This window comes from Halorubrum zhoui, assembly GCF_051194155.1.
Taxonomy (GTDB): Archaea; Halobacteriota; Halobacteria; order Halobacteriales; family Haloferacaceae; genus Halorubrum.
In genome coordinates, this window is record NZ_JBLZNJ010000002.1 from 37032 (window position 1) to 58583 (window position 21552).

The following is a 21552-nucleotide window of genomic DNA, read 5'->3' on the forward strand; positions in this document are numbered from 1 at the left end:
CGAGTGGCGGTCGCGTCTCTCACTCGTTCGCGTAGACGATCTCGGCGATCTCGTGTCGCTCGCCGTCCGCTGTGTCTCCCTCGTACACGTAGCGGACGCCGTCTGCTTCGTCGGCCGTCGCGTTGTGCGAGCCGTCACAGAAGATCCCGTCGTCTGAGAGCCCACACTGACAGATGTAGACGGCGCCGTCGCCGGCGAGGTCGTCTTCGGTGAGTGGCTTCGGGCCCGTCGCCTCGTGTGTCACTTTACGTGCCATAGTGTGTCATACACAGGGCGCGACATAGTCCTTGTGGCGGAAGTCGAGGCCGACGAAATCGGCACAACGGGTTTGTCCGTGGGTCTCGTAGTAATCGTATGAGCTCACCGAGCGAGTCAGACGCGGTCGACCCGGCCGACCTCTCGGACGACGAGTGGCGCGAACGACTTTCCCCGGAGGCGTACCGTGTGCTTCGCGAGAGCGGCACCGAAGCCCGGTTCTCGGGGGCGTACGTCGACCACGACGAGGACGGGACGTACCACTGTGCCGCCTGCGGACAGCTGCTCTTCGACGCCGAGACAAAGTATCACTCCGGATGCGGTTGGCCGGCCTTCTACGCCGCCGAGTCCGACGCGGTGACGCGGACCCTCGACACGAGCAACGGCATGCGGCGGACCGAAGTTCGGTGTGCAGCGTGCGACTCACACCTCGGACACGTGTTCGAGGACGGACCAGAGCCGACGGGCGAGCGGTTCTGTATCAACTCCGTCGCGATGACGTTCGACGAGGAGTGAGCGGCGAGAGCCAGCATCAACGCACGTCGCGTCAGCCACGGCCACCGGTCGCCGTTCGACTCACGACACGAGTGGGAGCCGAATCACGAAGATCGCGCCCTTCGGCTCGTTGCCTTCGACCCACACCTCGCCGCCGTACCCCTCGACGAGCGACCGAACCAGGTAGAGCCCGATGCCGGCGCCTGGGCTGTCGAGTCCCTTCTCGCCTTTCCCGAAGATCTCCTCGCGCTGCGGTGGGGGAACGCCCGGCCCGTTGTCGGCGATCCGAACAACGGCAGCCTGGTCGGCGTCGTCCACGCGTGCAGTCACGTCGATGACCGGGAGCGTCTCGTCGTTGTGTTGGACCGCGTTTCGCAAGACGTTGCGGAACACCGAGCCCAACATCTCGTCGGCCAGAACCTTGACCGATGGGATCGTCCCGTCGACAGTGAACACCGCCTCGCCGTACGACGACCGGACCTCCTCGACCTGCTGGGAGAGGACGCGGTCGAGTGCGACGCCTTCCGGCTCGACGTCTTCGCGCAACATGACCCGTGAGAGGTCTCGGACCGTGGTCGTTAGCCCGACCGCGCTTTCGGTGTTCTCTTTGATTACCTCGAGGTACGACTCGCCCTCCTCGTCGACGTGGTCGTCGAGCAGCTCCGCGTACGCTTCGACGAGTTGGAGGTCGTTCCGGATGTCGTGGCGCATCACCTGGTTCAACAGGCGGAGGTCGTCTCGCTGTCGTTTGAGACGGGCTTCGGGGTCCTGTGAGTCGCCCATGTACCGGGTCGAAGACGGCCACCGACGTAGTTCTTTCAGTCGGACCTGACGGTCGGTCAATCAGATCTGAGCATCGGTCGCTCTTCGAGGAACGCCTCGATGCGGTCCGTCGCCTCCTTCAGCTCCCGCATCGAGGTCGCATACGAGACGCGGAGGTGGCCCTCACCGCCCGCACCGAACACCGATCCGGGGACGACGGCGACCCCCTGTGACTCGAGCAACGCCTCGGCGAAGGCCTCGTCGTCGCCGCCACAGCGAGGAAACGCGTAGAACGCGCCGCCCGGCTCGAACGTGTCGAGGCCCATCTCGTTGAACCGCGACACGACGAGCCGGCGGCGACGGTTGTACTCGTCGACCATCCGGGTGACCTCCTCCTCACAGGAGCGAAGCGCCTCCACGGCGGCGTGCTGGGCGGTCGTCGGCGCCGAGAGCATCGTGTACTGGTGGATCCGGTTCATCGCGTCGACGGCCGACGCCGGACCGAGTGCGTACCCCAGCCGGAGCCCGGTCATGGCGTACGCCTTCGAGAATCCGTTGACGACCACCGTTCGCTCTCGCATCCCCGGTTGTGTCGCGATCGAGGCGTGGTCCCGCTCGTAGGTGAGCGCCGCGTAGATTTCGTCGGCCACCACGCGCAGGTCGTTCGATCGACAGAACGCGGCGACGTCGGCGAGCTGGTCGTCCGACATCGTCGCACCCGTCGGGTTGTTCGGGTAACAACAGACGAGGAGGTCCGCGTCGGCGGCACCGGCGGCCTCCAGTCGCTCGGGGGTGAGCGCGAAGTCGTCTGCGGCGTCCGTGGGCACCGCGAGCGGCTCTCCGCCGGCGAGCTCAACGCCCGGGGCGTACGAGATGTACGTCGGCTCGTGTAACGCCACGACGTCGCCCGGATCGACGAGGGCCCGAAACGCCAGGTCGACGGCCTCCGAGGCGCCCGTGGTGATGAGCACCTCCGTCTCGGGGTCGTACCGCTGGTCGTACCGCTCGTGGTGGTCGGCGACCGCCGCTCGAAGCGGAGCCATCCCTCTGTTCGACGTGTACGAGGTTCGCCCGCGTTCGAGCGCTCCGATGGCGGCGTTTCGTGCGGCCCACGGCGCCGAAAAGTCGGGTTCGCCGACGCCAAGTGAGATGACGTCGTCGCGCGACTCGGCCAACTCGAAGAACTTTCGAATTCCTGACGCTGGAAGCTGGCGGGCGCGGTCAGCCGTTCTCATGGTGAAACCGAGAGCCGATCGTCGTCGTCGCCGTCGGCAAAGCGCACGCCCCCGTCTTTGTACGTCTCCATGATGTAGTGGGTGACCGTCTGCGTCACCTCGGGCATGGGTGCGACCTGCTCGGAGATGAACTCCGAGACGTCGTGCATCGAGCCACCGAGGACCTCGACCGCGAAGTCGTAATCACCGGAGACGAGGTGTAACGCGTCGACGGCGGGGAACCGAGCGATCCGGTCTGCGACCTGTTCGTAGCCGGTCTCGCGGTCGAGTTCGACGTTGATCTCGGCGATGGCGCGAATCTTTCCGTCGGGGGCGCGGTCCCAGTCGACGACGGCTTGGTAGCCGTGAACGATACCATCGGACTCGAGCGACTCGATGGCCGTCTCGACCGTGTCCGCGTCGAGACCAGTCTGGGCGGCGATATCCGCGATGTCCTCGCGGGCGTTCCGTGCCAACACGTCGAGTACCTCGCGCTCGGCTTCCATACGAACACGTCTCGCGGCGAGGATTTGAATATGGCGGCCGGCGCCGCCTCGTGATCCCTTACGTCGAAACGAAGTCCGGTTCGACGCGCTTCTCGTCGCGCTCGGCCGCGAGGTGCTCGAGGAAGATCTCGAGCGGGACGTCACCGCGCTGGTTCTCGAATCGGTCCCGCACGGAGACCGTCCCGTCGTCCGCCTCGTTGTCGCCGACGACGAGCATGTACGGGAGCCGGTCGTCGTGTGCGGCGCGGATCTTCCGACCGACCGTCCAGTCGCGGTCTTCGACCTCGACACGGAAGCCCGCGTCGGCCAATTCGTTTTTCACGCGGTGAGCGTACCCCAGCGTCTCGTCGGAGACGGGGAGAATTCTGACCTGCTCGGGAGCGAGCCAGAGCGGAAAGTCGCCGTCGAAGTGCTCGATGAGCACCATGAAGAATCGCTCGTAGCTGCCGTACAGCGCGCGGTGGATCATCACCGGCCGGTGCTCGTCGTTGTCCTCTCCGGTGTAGGTGAGCCCGAATCGCTCCGGCATGTTGAAATCGAGCTGCACCGTCGGACCGTCCCAGACGCGACCGAGCGCGTCCTCGAAGCCGAAGTCGATCTTCGGCCCGTAGAAGGCCCCGTCGCCGGGCTCGACGTCGTACTCGTAGCCGCCGGATTCGAGCACGTCGCGGAGCTGTGACTCCGCCGACTCCCAGATCTCGTCGCCGCCGACGGACTTCTCGGGCCGCGTCGCGAGCGCCACCTCGACTTCGAGGTCGAGCGTCTCGACGACCTCGAATATCATCCCGATCACGGACTCGATCTCCGCGCGAATCTGGTCCGGCCGAACGAAGAGGTGGCCGTCGTCGATGGTGAACGACCAGACGCGTGAGAGCCCCGAGAGCTCACCGCGCTGTTCTTTCCGGTACACCTTGCCGTTCTCGAAGTACCGCTCCGGGAGGTCGCGGTACGACCACGACTGCTGGTCGAATATCGTCGCGTGACCCGGACAGTTCATCGGTTTGAGACCGTACTCCTCGTCGTTGACCTCGAGGAGGAACATGTCGTCTTTGTAGTTCTCGTAGTGACCGGACTGCTTCCACAGCTCCGTCCGGAAGACGTGCGGCGTCTCGACCTCCTCGTAGCCGTGCTCGCGGTTGAGTTCGTTCGCGAACGTAGACAGCTCACGGAGGACCGTCTTTCCGGGCGGGTGATACAGGGGAAGCCCCGGCCCGGTCACCGTGGGGATCGAAAATAAGTTCATCTCCTGGCCGATCTTTCGGTGGTCACGCTCTTTGGCTCGCTCGCGCATCTCGAGGTGTTCTTCGAGGTCGCCCTCGGAGGCGAACGCCGTCCCGTACACACGCGTCAGCGTGTCGTTTTCCTCGTCGCCGCGCCAGTAGGCGGCTGATACCTCGAGTAACGCCGCGGCCCCGATCTCGCCCGTCGACTCGACGTGCGGCCCCCGACACAGGTCCTGCCAGCCGTCCTGGACGTAGAAGGTGACGGTGTCGTCGTCCGCCTCCTCGGCGAGTATCTGGCGTTTGTACTCGTTGTCGGCGTATATCTCCTCGGCGTCGGCGTGGCTTCGCTCGACCCGCTCGATGTCGTAGTCGGCCTCGATGATCGACGCCATCTCGGCTTCGATGGCGTCGAGGTCGTCTTCGTCGAGGTCCACGTCGGTCACGTCGTAGTAGAACCCCTCGTCGGTGGGTGGGCCGATCGTGAGCGTCGCGTCGGGAAACAACCGCTGAAGCGCCTGTGCGAACACGTGGGCGGCCGAGTGGCGGAGCACGGTTAGGTACTCGTCTGACTGGTCGGTGACGATCTCTACGCGTGCGCCGTCGTGAACCGTCGCGTGCCGCTCGACGAGCTCGCCGTCGACCTTCCCCGCGACGGTGTCGCGACCGAGCCCGGGGCCGATCTCGTAGGCGACGTCCTCGACTGTCGACCCGGCCGGTACGGTGAGTGTCGATCCGTCCGGGAGGACGACCGTCACGTCGGCCTGCGCATCGGTCTCGCTCATACCTCTCTGGAGCCGGACGAACACAATAAGTGTGTTCGATCCGCCGCCGGTCGTCACCCGATCAGGCGCTCGTGTTCTATCTTCATACACCGGTCTTCGACGACGTCGAGCCCGTCGGCCTCCGCCGCCGCGACGGCGTCGTCGTGGCGAATGCCCAGCTGGAGCCACGCCGTCTCTGCGTCGCCGCGGTCGGCGTGTCGCGTTCGCACGGCATCGAGGATCGTCGGTACTTCCTCGCTCGGCCGGAAGACGTCGACGACGTCGACCGGTGACTCGACGGCCGCCAGCTCGTCGTACGCGGGCTCTCCAAGCACGGCGTCGGCGAACGGATTGATCGGGATCACGCGGTAGCCGTGTCGTTGGAGGTACGCCGGAACGTCGTGGGCGGGCTTTCCGGGCGTCGTCGAACAGCCGACGACCGCGACCGTCTCGGCGTCGAGCACGCGGCGAACGTCGGCGTCGGTAGTGAGTGGCATAGCTCCTCGTCGGCTACCGAGGCGTATAACGATTGATGGCTCACTCGAGCCGGGCGACGACCCCGTCACCGTCCGTCGAGAGCCTGACCGTCGCGTCGAAGAGCGGATCGAGCGTCCGGAGACTTTCCTCGTCGTGTGCGGTCCGGTCGACGGTGTACAGCCCGAGACCACCGGCGTGGTCGACGCGGCGGGTGAAGACGTGGAGGAACCGAAACACCGTCTCGAGGTCGGCGTACGCGAGCAGCGTCGACACCGAGTGAAGCGTGACCCGCGACCGATCGAAGCCCTCGCGCTCGAAGCGCTCGAGGGTCTCCGAGAGCGCGACGCCGATTCGGGTCAGATCCGACGGCGAGGCCACGTACGTCGTCTGGTCGGTGTCACCGACACGCGTCCCACGGTCGCGTGTCACGCAGTCGACGACCGAGAGAGACGGGTCCACCACACTCGTGCGTTCCCGAACCTCGCGTCGGACCGTCTCGGCACCGGTGGTGGCCGTCACCGCGACGCCGGCCTCCCCCGACTCGATGCCGGCCGCGAGCACGTCGGTGACGAACGCTTCTGCTGCTGTGAGGCAGTTCGCGCTGACGAGGAGGCTCGTTCCTGGGTCGACCGCCGTGTCGAGCGGCGCAGTGAGGTCGTACATGGAGGTGACACAGTGGATCGGTGCGACGGCCCTCGGCGCGGGCGATCTGTCGAGGCGGCCGTACCGATCGATACTGTTTCGACAAATTATATATCTGTTTTGATGTCCACAGCGGGCCGGCCTGCGTGGCTCGCCCGACGAATCGCGGGAGTTAAAACCGTCACCGAGGTACTGTATATTCACGGGCGCTTAGCTCAGTCTGGATAGAGTGCTTGGCTTCGGACCAAGTTGTCGCGGGTTCAAATCCTGCAGCGCCCATCATTCTGCGTGACGAGCAACATTTGGCAGACGGCAGTACGATGGTTATAAAGGAACCCCTATCCGGCCGATCTGATCTCATCACGCTGCGTGATGGGGGTCACCGGTGTCATGCGATTCGTTTTCATTTGAATGACATCGAAGTGATATAATATTTAGGTAGAGAGTGTAATTGGCGACGCGCGCGAGAGACTTTTGCGTCCAACTTCGGCCCTCTTTCCACCGCTCAACTCGGCAATTCTGATATGGATCACGTCTGCATCCGCGCAGTTCCTCGTACCTCAGATCTCCTGTTCCATCTTCTCAAAAAGGGTACGCCATCGTTCAGGCACGTCGTCAGTCTCGTACACTCCTTCGTTCGCCAGTTCTAAGAGCCGGATGGCTTCCTCATCGGTGAGGTTCTGAAGATTCAGCTCCTCCACGGTCTTTTCACGCGCCCATTCCGTGCTCATTGGTCGGTCGCGTTTGATCGCTCCGTAGAAATGGAACCAGAACATGAGATTGCCTTCGGACGGAACGGGTTGGCGCTTATCCTTACGTACTCGGTCGGGGATCAGCGGAAGTGACGGTAGTGCTGAGAGAGTCCCGAGGAACAACCGTCGAAACATGCCGTTGACAAAGTGACTCCCCTTCTAAAATCTACCTCCGCCTCGGGTACGTGCCTATGTACGTACTCACGTAGATACGCAGGTGCGTGTGTGAGCACTCACCTGGTGGTGTAGGCTGGTCGGAGTATTGTCTAACGGAATCCGTTCAGTAGACGCGACAACATGTCCCTATTCGGGTAATGCTGCGAGTGACTCGGCTACTTCGATTCAGCGTCGGACTCGCTGCTCGCTTCGATTATCTCGGCCGCCACGTCCTTTACATGTTGCTGATGCGACGCCGAAGTCTGCACGCTTTGGGCTGCATCAAGTTGGTCGTTGACGACCGCATTCTGCTGCGACCCCCACGTCTCCGGTGACTCTGATTTGATGTATTCGACCCAGCGCTTGATACCCTCTATGCGTTGCTGACGGTTGCGTTCGTGCTTCGCGTCGAGGTGCTCAGGCGCGTTTGAGTCGCTCATATTCGTCTTCGACATCAAGTCGCGTTACCCATTCTTCGAGGCGGGGCATACTAAGACTTTCCTCAAAAAGCGTGTAGAGGTGAACCGCGTCCTCGATGTCCTTCTGTGCGCTGAGGTGGAGCTTGTATGCGATCTGGAGTTCTAACGGTCCAATCGAAATCGCTTCGTCACCAATTCTGGCCGTGATAGCGTTTTCCAGGGACGCGCGGTCGAACTCGTCACGCGCGAACTTCACTTCGAGATGCGGCGTAATCTGGTCTTCTGGGGCGACCCAGATGTTGTCGCCGTTATCGAGCATTTCGTACATCGAAGTGAGCGGCATCGCCGGGCCCCAGAACCCCTTCTCGTCAAGCGTCTCTGCGAGTTCGTCCGCAGTCTCCTCGTCGATTTGTTCGATGAGGACGTCGACGTCTTCGGTAGAGCGCGCCCGCCCAGCGAGAATGGAGACGTAGCCTGCGATATAGACGTGCTTGATGTCGAACTGCCCGAGAATCTCGGAGCATCTGATCGCCAGCTCGTCGAGCTGATTCGGCTCTCGTTCGACGACGAGCGTTCCATTCCGGAGCTCGATACCACCCATAGATGTTCCTCAGCAGGTGACCGCATAAATCGTCGGGAAGGGCGGTGTCCGAGTCAACTCATCCGATCCGCTCAATTGACTCAAGGCCCGGAACCTCGGCGAGCCGTCTCCTCACCTGCGCATCGGTCATTGTCGTGGTCCAACGAACAGTTATGCCGACGGTGATGACTGTTGCCGAAAGCTTCGGAGCGATACCGTGCAGATCGTCAACCCTGACGGTATCGATGTCCTCGGGACGTGAGAGGCGCTCTTCAGCGTCGGTGACGAGGTCGCCGTCTGCGCCACACGGGATGCGGATCGTGACGACAACAGTCGTCGTCGGTTCGGGGTCGTTGTCACTGGAGATTGCCATAATGTCACCTCTGCTGAAGAGCGTCGCTCGGACTGTCTGATTCACGAGCTGCGCTCCGAGTGCGCGAGGGACGATTCGAACGCCCGTCTCGGTCGTGGCACGACCGCGTGATACCGAACTACACTACTCGCGCTTGACGGAGAAAAATGAGAAGACCGCGCTATGTAGGCTCGAAGGTCTCGATTTCATCGATGACCTGCTTCGGGTTTTCGGCGTGTTCGATGAACGAGAGGACGTTCTCCGACCAGCCGGAGACGTTGTAGACGTTCTCGTATCCCTCCGGCGTCACGAGGTCGCCGTAGGACGCAAGATCGACGAGATACAACGCGGTGTCCGAGGAGACCTCGTCCCGATACGCATCGAACGCTGCCTTGACCGTCTGGGTATCGCGCGCCGTGAATGGCGTGCTGTCCCAGATCTGCATGTCGGTGAAGACGACGATACGCTCAACGGGTTCGCCTCGGTCGCGGAGATACTCCAGTGCCTTCCAGCCGTTCGTCGAGTTCCCGACGTCCTCGTCGATGGCCAGCACCGCACCTTGGCGCTGCAGTACTGGCGTGTCGATGTGCATCGGAACGGTCTGGAAGTCGTCACCGAACCCGCCGATCTCGGCACCTTGGTCGGCCAGGATCGCACCGAACAACGCACCGATCTCCTTCAGCCTGAGCGTGCTGTTCTTGGACAGCGCCATGTCCATCGATCCCGAGAGGTCCACGGCGACGAATGTATCTCCGAGTCCGTCGGGCACCGTCTCGACAGCGACGTCAATTGCGTCCTCCAGCCACCGATCAACCGCCGGTGCTTGGACGTCCGCATTCTGGAGCGCGGTGTACGCCTGGTAGTACCGGAACGGGTACAGCGGCGCGTACCGGACTGCTGCCAGGTCAAGATGTTCCACGATGGTATCCTCGTCGACGCCGGCTTCGAGCATGTTCCGGAGGTTCCGGATTGACGCGAAGATCGGCAGCGAGTACTCCTCGCCCTCGATGAGCGTCTCCCACGCGTCTCGGGTGTTGCCACGTTCGGAGATAACTGTCTCCCACGTGTTGGGCGACGGCAACGGTTCGACGTCCGGATAGTCGTCGAGATCGCCGCGCATGAATCGCTCGAACAGCACCGCTTGCTCGTCGTCGATAGGCGTGGGGTGGACGCGGTTGAACACGTCGTGCAGCGTCACCTCACGCCGCGACAGTTCGTACTTGCCCAGCGTGTAGGCGTCCGCCATCGAGACGAGCGCGTCTTCGATGCCGCGGCGGAGCGGCCACGGGGCAGTCCCGCCGAACAACTGGTCGTAGATAGCGAGGGCGGTCGCCGTTTCATCCATCCGCTGGATGATCGCCGGTGCCCACTCGCGGATGAGTGACTCGGGTGAGTCATCCTTGAACCGGTCGTCGTTGGCTGCCAGTACGAGCAGGACCTGTGGAATGTCCCGTAGGTAGAATTCCTGGCGCGCGTACGCGGCGAGCTGCAGGACGAACTCCGGATCCTCGTCTGCCGCGGCGTCGAACCGCCGGACGACAGCAGCGAGTTGCTCGTCATCGGTTTCGTAGAACGAATCCTCCAGCAGCTGGTTGATCGTGCGCTTGTACAATGCGAGTCGAGGGTCGACAGGCTCGAACGCTTCCCCACCTTCGTAGTTGATACTCGCCGAACACGCGACCCGCGGCTAAGCAAGAACGAGCACGCCGCGGTTTGAAGCGAGTATCGACCATGTTGCGAAATTCTCCGTTTTCGGGATTTGTTTCGGGCGTCAATTACGGAATATCGTGGCAACTGTATTAAAGTTAGTCAGGGTGTGGTAACTACAGACAAGAAGGTCGTGAAGTCCTGTGCCAGGTACATTATTAGAGGTCACTGCTGGAGCGCACAGAAACTATTTACAGCAAACTGCTGTCTATTATTGCAGATGGTTGGTCTACCGTCGGTCCGGTTCTAGCCGGGAACCCAGTCACAGACGTGACTGATGGTTCTCGGTTAGAGACCAATGACCGAGAATACTGACGCAGGCAACTCTGAACAGACAGAGTGTAGCGACGCGCCTCCCCAACCGATTGACCCTACCGACTGTTCTTCGTGTCGGGAGACAAGCTCCATCCTGGCGTGCGATGCGTGCGACACCACGCACTATGCCGAACTCCACGATGTCTCGCTTGGTGACTCTGAGTACGATGTGTGTAGCGACTGCCTCCAGTTGCTCGTCGATCAGGTGGAGCGATACTACTGGTGGGAACGCCTGACTGAGGCGCACTACAACCGCGCAGCGGAATTTCTCCGGTCACTCGATGAAGTTTGGTGCGTCAAGGATCAGGCGTACGCTGGCGGCGAGTTATGGGTTCATACGCCCTATTGTGATGCGGCAGTCGTCAGAGATGTTTGCGACCACTTCGGGTTCCAAATCCGGTGGTTCAGCGTCGTGACTCCCACTGACGAAGGATTTGATTGCGTCTCAGATCATGGACCCTGTATCGAACTTAACCTCACCTACACGAATCGCCCCTCGAACCCGCTCCCGTTAGAATACGACATCCAGGATGACGTGACGTACCACGAGATCGAGTGGCTCGAGAACCATCACCGTCTGTTCGACCAGTGACTGATTGGAACAGGATACGGTAAACCAATTGATCGCGTTAACTTTGGCGTGAATTGTGGTAGACTGCGAGGGCTTCGAGCCGTTCTTCAGCTGTCTTGAGCGCGACATTGCTAAAACTATTCGCAAACGAGGAGGTGCGGCGTTCTATTTCCCAAAAGACACGTTCAATTGCATTCCGATTTCCATGGCGAATTACCTGAAATCGATAGCCGTCTTCGGCGAGAACTGGTCCGAGATAGTCTGCGTCATCGACGAGAAATTCAACCGTGTCGGGCTGATAACGCCGGTGTAATTCGCTCAGAAACCATCGTGTTGTCTGCTTATCTGCCGTCGGATAGAGACTCACGTGAAGGATCTCGTTCGTATACGGATCAACCGCGCCGTACAGCCAGAACTTCTGGCCGTGGAGGCGGATCATCTTTTCATCGACCACGAGCTGATCCTCGGAAACGGTCGAGATCGGCTGTAGATCAGCTTTATGAACCCAGTTGTGGACCGCGACATGACTTCGATCGATCCCAAACAGTTCAAGATATCTACTCACCTCTCGAAGTGACATACCGGTTAAGTGACAACGGATTCCTATTTCAATCGCCCAGCGCGGCGTCCGATCTCGCTCCACAAACGACAAGTCGATCCACGTAGTACGTTCGCTGAGGCGGTCGAATTCTGGCATAAGCACTCAGAAATCGTCCGCCTCATACTCTAACTTAACGCGACCAGGGATGTATCCGACAAACCCTCTACAACCGACATTATCAAGTAGCCCGGCGTCATATCGTGATTAAGATAACCCGCGTAAACTCTCAATCGGAAAACTCGGGGTCGCTTCCCGCTGATACGGACGGTTCCACGCCCACCGCCGGCAAAACCCGGTGGGGAGTACGTGATTAAGATTCGTTCGTCGTCCTCACAGTGCCCCTACCCGTCACTGGAGACGGTCGGCAATGACCGCGCACACGAGGGGGCGACAGCACACCAAAACACGCCCCGTTCGCGGTTGTACTCCGCCGACGAAGGCGGAGTACGGTCGATGGCACGACCCGTGTCCGCCCACTGTTCAAAGGTGGGTGGTTGCCCGGTATTTGGACGCCCCAGTTTAGGCGGTATCGGGTACGGCATAAGCGGATACCACGTCCCTCTCGGACGCCGAATACGCCATACCCTCGTTTCGAGGGCCGACGTGTAGCGCACGAACCGGTACTCACCACGCGGGGTGAGGAAGTTGCCTTCGGGGTTGCGTCGGACGGCCCGACGCCCCACGAAGGAATCCTCGCGCTTCAGCGCGGGGAGGATGTCAACGGAGTCGCTATGGGTTGTCCGAGTGGTCCTCTATTGATTGCCACAGGAGGGATGCGTTCCTCGCACCCTCCTCCGCGTGAACGTGGAGGAATCCTAAACGTTAGAGATATCAGGTTTCCGTAACAAGCTATCGTCCCTGCAGCGCCCATCCAGCCGCGTAGAGAATCGAACGCAGTTCGGTCACGGTTCAGCGGGCGCACGTGGAGGAGATCAGTCGGGGTCTACACGTCCAGGGTGCGACTCGGGGAGGAGTGACGACCCGAAGAGCCGCTCTCGTAACGTCTGCGGCTGGGTACCATCCAGGGTATTCCTCGATGGGACGTGCCCACGGGCGTGCAGTTCTGGAACGAGGTCCGTACACACCGCTCGAAAGGTGCGAGGAACGACAGGACCCATTATGACGAACCCGTCTGCGCCGGCTTCTCCCCACCGCTCTAGCTCGTTCGCGACCGTCTCGGGGGTGCCGACGAGTTCAGCGGTCGGATAGCGCGCGTATCTGATGGCCGCCTCACCGACCGTCCAATCGCGGTCGTCGGCGACGAACGCCTGGAGTGCACCCCTGATGCCGTCTGCGTCGATCGCCTCCAACGGAGCGTCACGGTCGTACCGACTGTAATCGTGGTTAAGATGATTCGACAGTCGCACGAGTCCCGTCTCGGGGAGGATCGTCTCGACTACCTCTCGATGGAACCGTTCCGCGGCGGCAGTCGTCGACGCGACGTACGGCGTCACCGCCGGGTACAGCCGGTACTGATCACGGGAGCGACCGGTCGCACGCATCTGTTCTCGCACGTCACGAGCGTACGACTGGAACGCAGTGCGAGAGAGGTGAAACGAGAACAGCGCCTCAGCGTGACGAGCTGCAAACGCGCGACCGCTATCGGACTGCCCGGCTTGAAACAGGACCGGCGTTCGCTGTGGGGTCGGCGCACACATGTGTGGGCCAGGGACCTCGTACGCAGCCCCGTCGTGGTCGATGAACGACACCGCGTTCGGATCGGCGAACGTACCGGTCTCCGGGTCTCGCAGGATAGCGTCCGCCTCCCAAGAGTCTTCCCACAGGGCGTAGCACACTCGCATGAACTCGTCGGCTCGCTCGTACCGCTCGTCGTGAGGGACGTACTCCCCGACGACGTTCTCGAATTCGAGCTGGCCGGCGGACGTGACGACGTTCCACCCGACACGACCGTCGGTGAGGTCGTCGATCGTCGAGAGCTTCTTTGCGAGCAGATATGGCGGGTACAGCGAGGTCGAAGCCGTTGTCACGAGTCCGATCCGTTCTGTGACCGCTGCCACTGCAGACAACAACGGTAACGGGTCGTTCTCGGGAAGTTGTTCGCCGCGTCGAACGGTCGGATCGATGCTTCCTTGATAGTTGTTCGCAACGTTGTACGCATCGGCGAAAAACATTCCTGTGAAACCACCGTCCTCGAGCAGCTCCGCCAGGTCCGTCCAGAACGCTACGTCGGTATACCCGTCGGGCTGGGTGTGGTCCGAGAGCTGCCACGCATCTTCGACCGTCGGAGAGTGACTACAGTTGAGGTACGCAAAGAGATCGAACATACGTGGTAGGACGAGGCGGAACCGATTATACCTCACGCACTCCGTAAGAACTGATCGCACACGCGCCTACCCATCGTCGATCACCACCTCGTGTCGACGAGTCCGATCGTCGTCTTGGAATCACGTTGCCGGCGTGTCACCATCTTCAAGCTCGGTGACGCCACGTTTGGCACGGCTGTATAGTAGCTACTACACACAGTGGCGGGAGACCACCCGGGCGTCCCCGCGTGTATCAACGGCTCGGTACACGTCCGACGCTGCCTTCGAGCACTCGTCTGCGAGCGGCTCGCTCGTCAGTGCTCATCCGCTCACGTGGACAGTCTCAGTTGTGCGGTCACGAGTGCAGGTCCAGACCACGGCCACCGCTGAGGTGGTCGGTCTCTCCCCGGACACGGCCTCTGTGCTCGTGTCGGTCGGCCCAATTCGCACCGGTAGACTGGGCCAGCCGTTCAGCTCACCGACCAGCGGAGAGTCAGTGTCGTGTGCCGACGAAACCGTACCGAGAGTCAGTCGTCGGCAGGAGAAGCCTCAGCTTGCCCCTGCCAGAGGTTCGCGTACGTCCCCCCAGCCGCGATCAGTTCCTCGTGAACCCCCCGCTCGACGATCTGACCCTGATCCATCACGACGATCTCGTCGGCGTTCTGAATCGTCGAAAGCCGGTGGGCGATGACGAACGCGGTTCGCTCCTCGACTAGCCGCTCGAGACTTTCTTGGATCAGTTCCTCGGTCTCTGTGTCGACGTCTGACGTCGCCTCGTCGAAGACGATTATCTCGGGGTCATTGAGCAGTGCCCGAGCGATGGCGAGGCGTTGACGCTGGCCACCAGAGAGCTTGATACCTCGCTCGCCAACTCGAGTGTCGTATCCGCTGGGCAGGTCTCTGATAAACTCGTCGGCCGCGGCGGCCGCAGCCGCCCGCTCGACTCTGGCCCGCGCGCTCTCGTCGGAGCCCTCCAGCCACTCGGCCTCCAGCGTCTCGCGGTCGCCGTACGCGATATTCTCCGCGACAGTTCCCGAAAACAGGTAGGGATTCTGCTCGACGATAGCGATAGCGTCTCGCAACGACTGGAGATCGTACTCTCGGACGTCGGTCCCATCGACTCGGACGACCCCTTCGTTGACGTCGTGAAACCGAAGAATGAGCTTCAGGAGTGTCGATTTACCCGCCCCGGTCGCCCCAGCGAGTCCGATAGTCGTTCCCGACGGAACGTCGAGCGAGACGTCGTGAAGCACGGGCTCACGGTCGCCGTAAGCGAAGGTGACGGCATCAAACGTGACTCCCCCGTCGATCGACGCTGGGACGTACGCCTGTTCGGGGCTGGTGATCGTGGGTTCGCGGCCGAGCAACCCAAACACGCGCTCAGCACTAGACTTCGCGAGCTGGTACTTGTTCGCCGACTTTCCGACCCGACGCATCGGCGAGTAGAGCCGCCGCAACAGGAGAAAAAATAGCGCGAACCCTCCGAGGGTCAACGCCCCTGCCTCGCCAGGGACGCCGGTGATGACATCGGTCCCACCGACGTAGAGAACGAGGACGAACACGACGCCCGTCAACAGCCGCAAGGTGGCGAAGAATCCACGTCGGATTCGAAGCGCCCCGACCTTCTCGTCGTGGTACGCCTCGCTCTGCTCCGCGACCCGACGTTGCTCGAAGCCGTATCGGTCGAACGCCTTGATCACCGCAGCACCACCGAGGTTGTTTTCGAGCCGCGTGTTCAGTCGAGCGACGGTCTCACGGATCGATTTGTATCGAGGCTCGATCCAGGTGAGAAACTGGCTGCTAGCCAGTCCGATGATCGGGACCGGTGCTAGCGCGACGAGCGCGAGCTTCGGCGAGTACGTCCAGAGGATGACCGCGATCCCACCGACCGTCGCGACCACACGGATGAGTTGTCGGAACTCCGTGTTGAGAAACTGCTCGAGCCGATTGATGTCGCTGTTGAGGATCGACATCATGCCGCCGGTCTGATGGTCGGCGAAGAAATCCATAGAGAGTCGCTGGAGATGGCCGTAGGTGTCGTTTCGCAGATCACGCTGGACCTTCTGTGCCGTCGCTTGAAGCAGATACCGGGAGACGAAACGGGCGACCGACCGGACCAGGTACGCAAGAACCGCGATGAGCACGAGCTGTTCGAGTAGCGCGAGGCGAGCCGCCTCGCCGGTGATCTCACCCTGCGGCAGCAACCCCACGTCGGTCAACAGACCCGCGTCGGCCGAACCGCGGATCGCTCGATCGATGGCTGCCGCGACGACGATCGGGGGGACAAGTCGAGCGAACCGAGTGAGGAACGCCGCAAGCACGCCGAGCGTGAGGGTCGGCCAGTAGCGCTTGGCGTAGCCGAGTAAACGCACCATCGGGTGGCCGTCGACGTTCTCCCGAACGTGCTCGAATCCACCGTGATCGTCAGTCACTGTGATCGGTACCGTTCTCGCGCACAAGTATCCGGTGACATCGCATCGGTACTGCCGGCCCGCATTGGTCGGCGTGTTGCCGGTCCTGGAGTCGCTTCGTGTTAGACGCACGGTATGGACTTCTCGAACCGGATTATCGCGTTCGGGGACACGTTCGGTATCCGCGATCAAGTGCAATATGCTGCGTATGTTAACCGCCTGTCGCACAAACTGCCGTTCTACAAGTTCGAGAAGTGCATCTCGACCAAGCCAATGTGACAAGATGCCGACAGACGCTGTGGATACCTAGTACACTCGAAGACGCGTTAGTGCTGTGGTGAGCGTGGGTATCGGCAGGGACGACGGTTCCACTGTACGAACGACGAGTGTGAGGTGGTCACGACCACGCCGACCGGAAGGCGTCGATAGATACCACGTGGCGTGAGAAGGCGAAACTCAACGGCAACGACGCGGATTACCGGACGCACAAAACCCAGCCGCAGGTGGGGGTGGCGCGTCTGTCCGGGTCGAGACGCGTAAGCCGCCCACCCCCATCTGCTCGCTGGCCGAGCAGGGAGTACTACGCACGGCTGAGGGAGCAAATAACAGCCTCGGGCCACTGTGCCCGAGTATCGCGTGCGCATTCAGTCCGCTGGCATCAACGTCGTGTGGGCGGAGGCCTACGCGTCGACAGCAGTGCGTGCACGACGTCTGACACACCGCTGTGCTCTACTGTGCTGAGGCCGAGGGACTCGTATGGCGAGTCCAACCGAAACCGTCGAGATCAAATCAGACCTCACCGACGACGTCGCGCTCGTCACCGGCGCAACGCGGGGGATCGGGGCCGAGATTGCAGCAGCGCTCACGGAGCTCGGCGCGACGGTGTACGCTGGCGCACGCACGCGCGGCGACGTCACCGCACCGGACCAGCAGCCACTCACACTCGACGTAACAGACGATGCGGCAATCGAGTCGGCGATCGATACGATTCGGCGCGAACAGGGTCGGCTGACGATTCTCGTGAACAACGCTGGGATCTTTCCGGAGACAGGTCCGCTCCACGAGCTCGATCTGGATGCATTCGACGACACGCTCGACGTGAACCTTCGTGGCCCGGTCTCGGTGACGAAACACGCGCTCCCACTTCTGCTTGAGGAGCCTGGGAGCCGCGTGGTGACGCTCTCTTCGGGACTCGGTCAGTTCACCGAGGGACAGATGGGTGGTCAGTATCCAGCGTACCGTATCTCAAAGGTCGGGGCGGGTGGGCTGACAGCGTACCTCGACGCAGAGTACGGCGACGAGGGTCTCGTCGCGAACGCAGTGTCTCCAGGATGGGTTCGCACCGACATGGGTGGTGAAGACGCCCCTCGAACGCCTGCAGAGGGGGCTGAGACGCCCGTCTGGCTCGCCCGCTTTCGCCCGAGTAGTCCAGCAGGACACCTCTGGAAAGACAACGAGATCGTTCCGTGGTAGCACTGGCACGAAGGTCGTGACGGTATCGGACGTGGGTCGGCCACGTAGCGACGTGACGCCGAGCGATACGACCCGAGGGTCACGACGGTGTATTCGTTTGCGATCGGGCCGGTAGAGTGACCATTCGGAAAGATGCGCTCCGCGACTGGGAGTACGCGAACGACGGAGAGTTGGCCGCCAGACACATCGCCGGCAGCGACGCCGATGACGGCGTCACGAGTAAAAACGTACCGTGTCGTTCGCGCTCGCGAAGAAGGTGACAGCAAACCGCTCGTGGTCCGGACGACGCGGTCACCGTCGAGGGCGAACCGACCAAGTCGCTCGGGAACGCATCCGAACCATCACTGTCGGCGTGATTGTCGATGAACCGCCCTCTTGTGCAGTATAGTATCAGCTCTCGCAGGCCTTACATTCGAGGATATTTCGGCTGAACTTCTGTGCGGCGTTCACACTTTTTTGATAGTAGAGACTCTTGACACCCTTCTCCCACGCATCGATGTAGAGTTGGTTGATCTCCTTCGTGCTGACTTCACTTGGATCGATCGAGACGTTGATACTCTGTGCCTGATCGATGTACTCCTGTCTCTGCGCTGCCTGGTTGATGATGGCCATCTGTGGGATCTCGGCCATCGTCTTGAACACGTCCTTCTCTTTATCTGTTAGGCAATCAAGATGTTGTACGCTCCCATCTCGACTTGCGATACTGTCCCAGGTCTCTCTGCTGTTCTTGCCGCGCTCTTCCAAGATCGCTTCGAGGAATCGATTTTTTTGCGTCGATTTGAGCTTCGCGCTGTCTCTCACGAAGTAGTTCGCTTTCAGTGGTTCGATGCTTGGGCTTACCTGCCCGAGGATAACGCTGCTCGACTTTGTCGGGGCGACGCTCATCGTCGTCGTGTTCCGCCGCCCGTACCCTTCGAGTACCGCTGGTTCGCCAAACTCGTCGGCGAGCCGTTCACTCTCTGCGTAGCTCTTTTCTTTGATCGTGTGAAACACGGCCTCGTTCTTTTGCATCGCTTCCATGCTGTCGAACGGGATCATGTTGCTCTGGAGATAGCTGTGCCATCCGAGGACACCGATGCCGATAGCGCGGTGCCGTTTGGCAAATCGCACAGCTCGTTCCATGAACTGTGTCCCTTCAGTTTTCTGGATGAACTCCTCCATCACAGCATCGAGGAAGCGGGTCAGCGTCTCGACTGCGTCAGTGTCCTTCCACTCGTCGTAGTGGAGCGCGTTCATCGACGAGAGACAGCAGACGAAACTCTCATCGGGGGTGGCGGGGAGCGCGATCTCAGTACACAGGTTCGACGCATTGATCTGGTAGTCTTTGTCTTTGTACACCTGCGGCTTCCCCTCGTTCATGTTGCCCCTGAAGATGATGTATGGGACGCCGATATTGATCCGCGTCTCGACGATCTTCGCCCACTTCTCTCGCTTCGCCGTGTCGCCGTCGACCATCTCTTGGAACCAGTCGTCGCCGATGATGACGCCGTAGTAGATGTCTTGCACCGGGTCGCCTTCGGTCTTGATGTTGAGCCACTCGTCGAGGTCGTCGTGCTCGACGTCGATGTAGCCCGCGAACTGGCCCCTCCGAGTTTCACCCTGACTGACGACGTTGATCGCAGTGTCGAAGAGCTCCGTGAAGCTGTAACTGCCGTTGCTCTTTCCGTTGTTCGTGATCGGGCTCCCTCGTGGACGTATTTCACCGAAGTATCCGCTCGTGCCACCGCCGAGCTTCGTCATCTCACCCACCTCGGCGTGGGTGTAGAGGATGCTCTCCATGTTGTCTTCGATATGACTGCCGAAGCAGCTGATGGGGAGGCCTCTGTCTAACCCGAAGTTCGCCCAGATCGGGCTGGCGAGGCTGTAATACCCTCGGCTCATGTACTCGTAAAACCGGTCTGCAAAGCCGTCGTCGTCGAGGATCGCTTCGGCGTTCGCTGCGATCTGTCTGATTCGTTCTTTCGGATCGACACCCTCGAGCAGGTATCCCTCTCGAAGGAACGCGATGCTGTCGTCGTTCAACCAGTAGAACGGCTCTTGGTGTTCTTTTTCAACGGCTGTGAGTTCTGCTTGCGACATTATTAGAACATCTCCTCTGCTGTGACGCTCTGTGTGTGTTTGTTGTATGTAGTCGACCGCTTGCTGAAGAAGTCGTTGTCCTTGGTCATCATGATATCTTCGTCGAACCACCGAGTTTCCTCCAGTAGATCATCGTCTGTATCGAACACTGCGTCCACGTCGACGTTCTCGAGACTTTGATTAAACCGGTCTTTCAGGAATTCGTCGACGTGTGCTCGCGGGAGGAACTCCAACTCGCCGTCCTCGAATATCCAGTCGAGGATGTCCATCTCGGCCTCGTAGGCCTGCTGACAGGCCTCTTGAACGTCTGCTTCGAGTTCGTCGTCGAACATGTCGGGGTGTTCTTTTTTGATCGTCTCGACTAGTTCGACCCCGAATAGCCCGTGGATCTGTTCTTCCTTGCTGGTTGCTTCGACGGCGTTCGCAATCCCCTTGAACTTCTTTTCGTACTTGTCGAAGCTCGTCATGATCAGGAACTGGCTGAACAGTGAGACGTGCTCGACGAACGTGCTGAATAAGAGGATGTTCTTCACGTACTCCCGTTTATCATCTCCCCCGTTGGTTTCCAGACACCGATCGAGATACTCGATTCTGTTCTGGATGGCCGGCACCTCGGTCAGCTGCTCGAAGTCGTCTTCGATGCCAAGTATCTCGAGCAAGTGGCTGTAGGCATCCATATGTCGCACCTCGCTCTCTGCGAAGGTCATCCCGACGTTTCCGACTTCGGCCTTGGGCATTTCTTCGTAGATATCACTCCAGAAGGTTTTCACCTGCACTTCGATCTGTGCGATAGCCAGCATCGTCCGCTTGATGACGGTCTTCTCGGTGGACGTCGTATTGACCTTGAAGTCTTGGACGTCGCCTGAGAAGTTGAACTCCGTATGGACCCAGTAACTGTTCCGTATCGCGTCAGTGTAGTCGCAGAAGTCGCCGTACTCGTACGGTTTCAAGTGCGTGCGCTCTGAGAAGATGTCGGACTCTTCTTCTCCACGTGTGGTTTCGGTCTTACTCATCGTGTGTCTGTTTCGTGTGCGTCTGTCTCATTGTGATCTGTTCGGATCGTCGAAGTCGTCTATCTCTGCATCTAAGACCGCATCGAGCTCTCTGAGGAACTCTTGCGGCTCAGAGAACGCCTTGTACACTGAGACGAACCGGATGTAAGCTACCTGATCGAGCGTGCGGAGGTTCTCGGAGACGAGGTCACCGATCAAACTCGACGCGATAATCCGTTCGCCTTCGTCCTGCAGCTCTGTCTCGACGGTCTCTAGCAGTTCTGTAACCTGCTCGTCTGTTATCGGCCGTTTTTCTACGGCGCGAGCGATGCCAGTACGGAGTTTCTCCTTGTCGTATGGCTCAATGTCTCCGTCCCGCTTTTTCACTTGGAGCGAGTCCCACTCTGGTCGCTCGTACGTGGTAAATCGGAACGAGCACCGACAACATTCGCGCCGCCGCCGCACAGTGTCCCCACTCGCGTTCGAGCCAGTATCGAGGACGCTCGTGCGGTCATTATCGCAGTCTGGGCAGTTCATGCGGGTAC

At 60.7% G+C, this 21552-nt stretch carries 21 protein-coding genes and 2 tRNA genes; 4 read left to right on the plus strand and 19 right to left on the minus strand.

Annotated elements, in window-relative coordinates; all coding sequences use genetic code 11:
• Positions 1-19 precede the first annotated feature (19 nt).
• Positions 20-256: a CDGSH iron-sulfur domain-containing protein gene (locus ACNTAO_RS01870; protein ID WP_435160250.1), complete on the minus strand. Its 237-nt coding sequence runs from the start codon at positions 254-256 to the stop codon at positions 20-22.
• Between the two features lie 98 nt (positions 257-354).
• On the opposite strand from ACNTAO_RS01870, the gene msrB reads away from it, so the two are divergent.
• Complete coding sequence (msrB, locus tag ACNTAO_RS01875; protein WP_435160251.1) at positions 355-771, plus strand: peptide-methionine (R)-S-oxide reductase MsrB; 417 nt, start codon at positions 355-357, stop codon at positions 769-771.
• A 60-nt stretch (positions 772-831) separates the two neighbouring features.
• Here the strand turns inward: msrB and ACNTAO_RS01880 are convergent, their stop codons facing one another.
• The 6 genes from ACNTAO_RS01880 to ACNTAO_RS01905 are packed head-to-tail and all read right to left on the minus strand — an operon-like array spanning position 832 to position 6356.
• Positions 832-1533, minus strand: coding sequence for a sensor histidine kinase (locus ACNTAO_RS01880; RefSeq protein WP_435160252.1), 702 nt, complete (start codon positions 1531-1533; stop codon positions 832-834).
• Positions 1534-1589: 56 nt separating this feature from the next.
• Complete coding sequence (locus ACNTAO_RS01885; RefSeq protein ID WP_435160253.1) at positions 1590-2747, minus strand: pyridoxal phosphate-dependent aminotransferase; 1158 nt, start codon at positions 2745-2747, stop codon at positions 1590-1592.
• Entirely contained in the window at positions 2744-3232 is a 489-nt protein-coding gene (locus ACNTAO_RS01890) for an Lrp/AsnC family transcriptional regulator (protein WP_435160254.1), read from the minus strand. Before ACNTAO_RS01890 ends, ACNTAO_RS01885 begins: the two co-directional genes overlap by 4 nt.
• A 58-nt stretch (positions 3233-3290) precedes the next feature.
• A complete protein-coding gene (gene thrS, locus ACNTAO_RS01895; RefSeq protein ID WP_435160255.1) occupies positions 3291-5237 on the minus strand; it encodes a threonine--tRNA ligase in 1947 nt (648 codons plus the stop codon).
• Between the two features lie 53 nt (positions 5238-5290).
• Positions 5291-5713 (minus strand): CoA-binding protein, encoded by a 423-nt coding sequence (locus ACNTAO_RS01900; protein WP_435160256.1) that lies wholly within the window; start codon positions 5711-5713, stop codon positions 5291-5293.
• A 40-nt stretch (positions 5714-5753) separates the two neighbouring features.
• Complete coding sequence (locus tag ACNTAO_RS01905; RefSeq protein ID WP_435160257.1) at positions 5754-6356, minus strand: DUF7504 family protein; 603 nt, start codon at positions 6354-6356, stop codon at positions 5754-5756.
• 183 nt (positions 6357-6539) lie between these two features.
• On the opposite strand from ACNTAO_RS01905, the gene ACNTAO_RS01910 reads away from it, so the two are divergent.
• Positions 6540-6614 (plus strand) — tRNA-Arg (locus tag ACNTAO_RS01910).
• A gap of 281 nt (positions 6615-6895) precedes the next feature.
• Here ACNTAO_RS01910 and ACNTAO_RS01915 read toward each other — a convergent pair.
• From ACNTAO_RS01915 to ACNTAO_RS01940, 6 genes are all read right to left on the minus strand, one after another.
• A complete protein-coding gene (locus ACNTAO_RS01915) occupies positions 6896-7222 on the minus strand; it encodes a hypothetical protein (RefSeq protein ID WP_435160258.1) in 327 nt (108 codons plus the stop codon).
• Between the two features lie 197 nt (positions 7223-7419).
• Positions 7420-7683 carry a DUF8150 family protein gene (locus ACNTAO_RS01920; RefSeq protein WP_435160259.1) on the minus strand — a complete coding sequence of 88 codons (264 nt, stop codon included), beginning with the start codon at positions 7681-7683 and terminating at the stop codon, positions 7420-7422.
• Complete coding sequence (locus ACNTAO_RS01925; protein ID WP_435160260.1) at positions 7661-8263, minus strand: hypothetical protein; 603 nt, start codon at positions 8261-8263, stop codon at positions 7661-7663. The genes ACNTAO_RS01920 and ACNTAO_RS01925 overlap by 23 nt, the downstream gene beginning before the upstream one ends.
• 58 nt (positions 8264-8321) lie before the next feature.
• Positions 8322-8660 (minus strand): hypothetical protein, encoded by a 339-nt coding sequence (locus ACNTAO_RS01930; protein ID WP_435160261.1) that lies wholly within the window; start codon positions 8658-8660, stop codon positions 8322-8324.
• A gap of 15 nt (positions 8661-8675) precedes the next feature.
• Positions 8676-8748 (minus strand) — tRNA-Gly (locus tag ACNTAO_RS01935).
• A 27-nt stretch (positions 8749-8775) separates the two neighbouring features.
• The gene (locus tag ACNTAO_RS01940; RefSeq protein ID WP_435160262.1) at positions 8776-10206 is read right to left on the minus strand and encodes a TROVE domain-containing protein; all 1431 of its coding nucleotides are present in this window, start codon (positions 10204-10206) and stop codon (positions 8776-8778) included.
• 822 nt (positions 10207-11028) lie between these two features.
• Between ACNTAO_RS01940 and ACNTAO_RS01945 the strand changes: the two genes are divergently transcribed.
• Positions 11029-11208, plus strand: coding sequence for a hypothetical protein (locus tag ACNTAO_RS01945; RefSeq protein WP_435160263.1), 180 nt, complete (start codon positions 11029-11031; stop codon positions 11206-11208).
• Between the two features lie 37 nt (positions 11209-11245).
• Here the strand turns inward: ACNTAO_RS01945 and ACNTAO_RS01950 are convergent, their stop codons facing one another.
• From ACNTAO_RS01950 to ACNTAO_RS01960, 3 genes are all read right to left on the minus strand, one after another.
• Positions 11246-11884, minus strand: a complete 639-nt coding sequence (locus ACNTAO_RS01950) for an IS6 family transposase (protein ID WP_435160264.1) — start codon at positions 11882-11884, stop codon at positions 11246-11248.
• An 836-nt stretch (positions 11885-12720) separates the two neighbouring features.
• The gene (locus tag ACNTAO_RS01955) at positions 12721-14073 is read right to left on the minus strand and encodes an NtaA/DmoA family FMN-dependent monooxygenase (RefSeq protein WP_435160265.1); all 1353 of its coding nucleotides are present in this window, start codon (positions 14071-14073) and stop codon (positions 12721-12723) included.
• A gap of 506 nt (positions 14074-14579) precedes the next feature.
• Positions 14580-16484: an ABC transporter ATP-binding protein gene (locus tag ACNTAO_RS01960; RefSeq protein WP_435160266.1), complete on the minus strand. Its 1905-nt coding sequence runs from the start codon at positions 16482-16484 to the stop codon at positions 14580-14582.
• 735 nt (positions 16485-17219) lie between these two features.
• Between ACNTAO_RS01960 and ACNTAO_RS01965 the strand changes: the two genes are divergently transcribed.
• The gene (locus tag ACNTAO_RS01965; protein ID WP_435160267.1) at positions 17220-17936 is read left to right on the plus strand and encodes an SDR family NAD(P)-dependent oxidoreductase; all 717 of its coding nucleotides are present in this window, start codon (positions 17220-17222) and stop codon (positions 17934-17936) included.
• A 390-nt stretch (positions 17937-18326) separates the two neighbouring features.
• Here the strand turns inward: ACNTAO_RS01965 and ACNTAO_RS01970 are convergent, their stop codons facing one another.
• Genes ACNTAO_RS01970 through nrdR form a run of 3 tightly spaced genes read right to left on the minus strand, consistent with a single transcriptional unit; the run spans position 18327 to position 21544 of the window.
• On the minus strand, positions 18327-20015 hold the full coding sequence (locus ACNTAO_RS01970; protein ID WP_435160268.1) for a ribonucleoside-diphosphate reductase subunit alpha: 1689 nt from the start codon (positions 20013-20015) through the stop codon (positions 18327-18329).
• A gap of 2 nt (positions 20016-20017) precedes the next feature.
• Positions 20018-21028 carry a ribonucleotide-diphosphate reductase subunit beta gene (locus tag ACNTAO_RS01975; RefSeq protein WP_435160269.1) on the minus strand — a complete coding sequence of 337 codons (1011 nt, stop codon included), beginning with the start codon at positions 21026-21028 and terminating at the stop codon, positions 20018-20020.
• A gap of 27 nt (positions 21029-21055) precedes the next feature.
• The gene (gene nrdR / locus ACNTAO_RS01980) at positions 21056-21544 is read right to left on the minus strand and encodes a transcriptional regulator NrdR (RefSeq protein ID WP_435160270.1); all 489 of its coding nucleotides are present in this window, start codon (positions 21542-21544) and stop codon (positions 21056-21058) included.
• Between the last annotated feature and the right edge of the window lie 8 nt (positions 21545-21552).